The sequence below is a fragment of the Mycobacterium sp. 1245801.1 genome, assembly GCF_001673055.1.
GTDB classification, from domain to species: domain Bacteria; phylum Actinomycetota; class Actinomycetes; order Mycobacteriales; family Mycobacteriaceae; genus Mycobacterium; species Mycobacterium europaeum_A.
In genome coordinates, this window is sequence record NZ_LZKY01000082.1 from 1 (window position 1) to 3,857 (window position 3,857).

Consider the following 3,857-nt stretch of genomic DNA (forward strand, 5'->3'; position numbering starts at 1 on the left):
GCGACGCAACATGTTCTGTGCGGCAACGGCTTTAGTGGCTTTGGCGCCGAGCTTGGCGGCCTGCGAGCGGAGCGCGGTGGCCTTGCGTTCGGCGTTCGCGCGTTCCCGGCGGCGGCGCTGCTCGTCGGTGGCCCGCGCGTCCAGGTACTTCTGCCAGCCCATGTTGTACACGTCGACCTCGCCGCGCACCGCGTCCAGGAACCAGACCCGGTTGACGACGTCGGCGAGCAATTCAACGTTGTGGCTGATGATCACCAGCCCGCCGGTGTGCGCGCGCAGGAAGTCGCGCAGCCAGCCGATGGAATCCGCGTCCAGGTGGTTGGTCGGCTCGTCGAGGAGCAGCGTGGTCGACGAACCCGACATCCCCGCGCCGCCCTCGGACGCGGCGAACAGGATGCGGGCCAGTTCCACCCGGCGGCGCTGTCCGCCGGACAGGGTGCGCAGCTGCTGCGTCAGCACCCGTTCCGGCAGGCCGAGACTCGCGCAGATGCGGCTGGCTTCGCTTTCCGCGCCGTAGCCGCCCAGCGCGACGAAACGCTCCTCGAGCTGGCCGTAGCGGCGGATCGCGCGGTCGCGGGCGTCGTCGTCGGCGACCTCGGCCATCAGCGCCTGCTGCTTTTCCAGGTCGGTCAGCAACACGTCGAGCCCGCGGGCCGACAGGACCCGGTCGCGGGCCAGCACGTCGAGGTCACCCTCTTTGGGATCCTGTGGCAGATAACCGATTTCACCGACCCGGTTGATCGCGCCGGCATAGGGTTCGGTCTCCCCCGCCAGGATGCGCAGGGTGGTGGTCTTGCCGGCGCCGTTGCGGCCCACCAGCCCGATGCGGTCGCCGGGCTGCACGCGCAGGTCGGGACCGTCCGGTGAGAGCAGGATGCGCGCACCAGCGCGGACCTCGAGGTCCGTGGCCGTGATCACGATCGCTCTCCTTGTGGAAAAGACGCCTATTTGTCGTCGGTGAACACCGCTGGTCGTCGTTCTGCGCGCGCGGCAACCGCTTCTTCGAAGTTGGCGGTGAGCAGGCGGACGAATAGCTGTCCCAAGCCTTCGGCTTGCATGTGCCCTTCCAGGCTACCGGCGTCCAGTCCACTCCACAGCGTGCGCTTGGTCAACTCGATTCCCGGGCGGGAGAAGGCTGCTATCCGCGCGGCGATGGCGTAGCAGGTGTCCAGCAGCTGCTCGTCGGGCACCTGGTTGGACACCAGCCCGATGCGCTCGGCCTCCTCGGCGGTGATGTCGCGGCCGGTCAGCATGATCTCGAACGCGCGCGACGAGCCAATGGCCCGCGGCAGCAGGTAGGACAGGCCCAGCTCACTGGCGGTCAGGCCGTTGTTGATGCCGGCGGCGCGGAAATAGGCGCTGGTCGAGGCCACCCGGATGTCGGCGGCCAGCGCCAGGCACAGCCCACCGCCGATGGCGGGGCCGTTGACCGCGGCGATCACCGGCTGGTGCAGCCGGCGCAGCGCCAGGATGACCTCGTCGAGGATCTCCATGGAGCGCAGCGCATAGGTGGGGCGGGTCAGGCCCTCGACGTGGGGCACCGAGCCCGCGGACTTGTGATCGGCGCCGGAGGAAAAGCCCCGACCGGCGCCGGTCAGCACGACCACGCGCACCGAATTGTCGTAGGTGACCTTTTCCAGGGCCTCCTTGAGCGGCACCATGACGTCGAACGCCATCGAGTTCATCCGCTCGGGCCGGTTCAGGGTTATCAGCGCGACGCCGGGCCGCGGGTGGTCTACCAGTACCAAACTCACCCATGCAACCTAGCGCGTGGCCGACCGTGCTTCTGCGCGCAGCGCGGCGGGGCTATTCGCCCTGCCCGGCCTCAGCGGCGTCGACGTCGAACGCGCGGACCTGCGCGACCAGGTCCTCCAGGGCGGCCGGCGGCAGCGCGCCGGGCTGGTTGAACAGCAGTTTGCCCTTCTTGAAGGCCATCAGCGTGGGGATGGAGCGGATCTGGGCGGCCGCCGCCAGCTGTTGTTCGGCCTCGGTGTCGACCTTGGCGTGCACGATGTCGGGGTGCTTCTCCGAGGACGCCTGGAAAGTGGGACCGAACTGGCGGCACGGACCACACCAGGACGCCCAGAAGTCGACGAGCACGATGTCGTTGCCCTCGATGGTTTCGTTGAACTTCTCAGCGGTGAGATCAAGTGTTGTCACATTTGCCGTAACGCCCGGGGCCGACGCGATGTTCCCGGCGCGCGGCAGCGTGCCGCCCGCGGACCGCCGCTGGTTACGGTTGCGTACGTTTTCCCGCGTCCGACAGACTGTGCCTGACGATCCGCCGCCTCGAGGACCAGTGAGGGAATCGCGTTGGGCCACTACATCGCTAACGTCCGCGATATCGAATTCAACCTGTTCGAAGTTCTCGATGTCGGCGCCGTCCTGGGCACCGGCGGCTACAGCGATCTCGACGAGGACACGGTCAAAACGATCTTGGCCGAAGCCGCCCGCCTCGCCGAAGGCCCGGTGGCCGAATCCTTCGCGTTCGCCGACCGCAATCCGCCCGTGTTCGACCCGGCCGAGCACAAAATCACCGTGTCCGACGAGTTGGTCAAGACGGTGGCCGCGCTCAAGGAGGCCGGCTGGTGGCGGCTGGGCATGGCCGAGGAGATCGGCGGCATGCCCGCCCCACCACCGCTGGCGTGGGCGGTCAACGAAATGCTGATCTGCGCCAACCCTTCGGCGAATTTCTTTTGCCTGGGCCCGTTCATGTCTCAGGCGTTGTATCTGGAGGGCAACGAGCAGCAGCGGCGATGGGCCGCCGAAGGCGTGGAGCGGGGCTGGGCGGCCACCATGGTGCTCACCGAACCCGACGCGGGCTCCGACGTCGGCGCCGGGCGCGCCAAGGCCATCGAACAACCCGACGGCACTTGGCACATCGAGGGCGTCAAGCGGTTCATCTCCGGCGGCGACGTGGGTGACACCGCCGAGAACATCTTCCATCTGGTGCTGGCCCGGCCCGAGGGCGCCGGCCCGGGCACCAAGGGGCTCAGCCTGTTCTACGTGCCCAACTTCCTGTTCGACCCGGACACCTTCGAGCTCGGCCCGCGCAACGGCGTGTACGTCACCGGGGTGGAACACAAAATGGGCATCAAGTCCTCCCCCACGTGCGAATTGACCTTCGGCGCAACGGATGTGCCCGCGGTCGGGTATCTGGTCGGCGACGTGCACCGGGGTATCGCGCAGATGTTCACCGTGATCGAGCAGGCGCGCATGACGATCGGCGTCAAAGCCGCCGGCACGCTGTCCACGGGTTACCTGAACGCGCTGGCCTTCGCCAAGGAGCGGGTGCAGGGTGCGGACATGACGCAGATGTCGGACAAGACCGCGCCGCGGGTCACCATCATTCACCATCCCGACGTGCGTCGCAGCCTGATGACGCAGAAGGCGTACGCGGAGGGCCTGCGCGCGCTCTACATGTATGCCGCCGCCCATCAGGATGACGCTGTGGCGCAACGTGTTTCGGGTGCCGATCACGAAATGGCGCACCGGATCGACGATCTGCTGCTGCCGATCGTCAAAGGCGTGAGCTCGGAACGGGCGTACGAGGTGCTGACCGAATCGCTGCAGACGCTCGGCGGTTCGGGCTTCCTGCAGGACTATCCGCTCGAGCAGTACATCCGCGATTCCAAGATCGATTCGCTGTACGAGGGCACCACCGCCATCCAGGCGCTCGACTTCTTCTTCCGCAAGATCGTGCGCGACCGGGGCCAGGCGCTGCAGTTCCTGACGGGACAGATCACGGCGACCATCGACAACGTCGACGAGGCGCTCAAGCCGGTCGCGCAGCTGGTGCAGACCGCGTACGACGACGTGACCGCGATGACCGGCGCGCTGACGGGCTACCTGATGTC

At 67.5% G+C, this 3,857-nt stretch carries 4 protein-coding genes; 1 reads left to right on the plus strand and 3 read right to left on the minus strand.

Annotated elements, in window-relative coordinates:
• From A5622_RS05080 to trxA, 3 genes are all read right to left on the minus strand, one after another.
• A partial coding sequence (locus tag A5622_RS05080; RefSeq protein ID WP_156752843.1) for an ATP-binding cassette domain-containing protein occupies positions 1–918 on the minus strand: 918 nt, incomplete at its 3' end.
• 26 nt (positions 919–944) lie between these two features.
• Entirely contained in the window at positions 945–1,754 is an 810-nt protein-coding gene (locus tag A5622_RS05085) for an enoyl-CoA hydratase (RefSeq protein WP_066877090.1), read from the minus strand.
• A 52-nt stretch (positions 1,755–1,806) separates the two neighbouring features.
• Positions 1,807–2,160, minus strand: a complete 354-nt coding sequence (gene trxA / locus A5622_RS05090; RefSeq protein WP_066868658.1) for a thioredoxin — start codon at positions 2,158–2,160, stop codon at positions 1,807–1,809.
• A gap of 153 nt (positions 2,161–2,313) precedes the next feature.
• Here trxA and A5622_RS05095 point away from each other — a divergent pair.
• On the plus strand, positions 2,314–3,857 hold a 1,544-nt coding region (locus A5622_RS05095), incomplete at its 3' end, for an acyl-CoA dehydrogenase family protein (protein WP_066877092.1).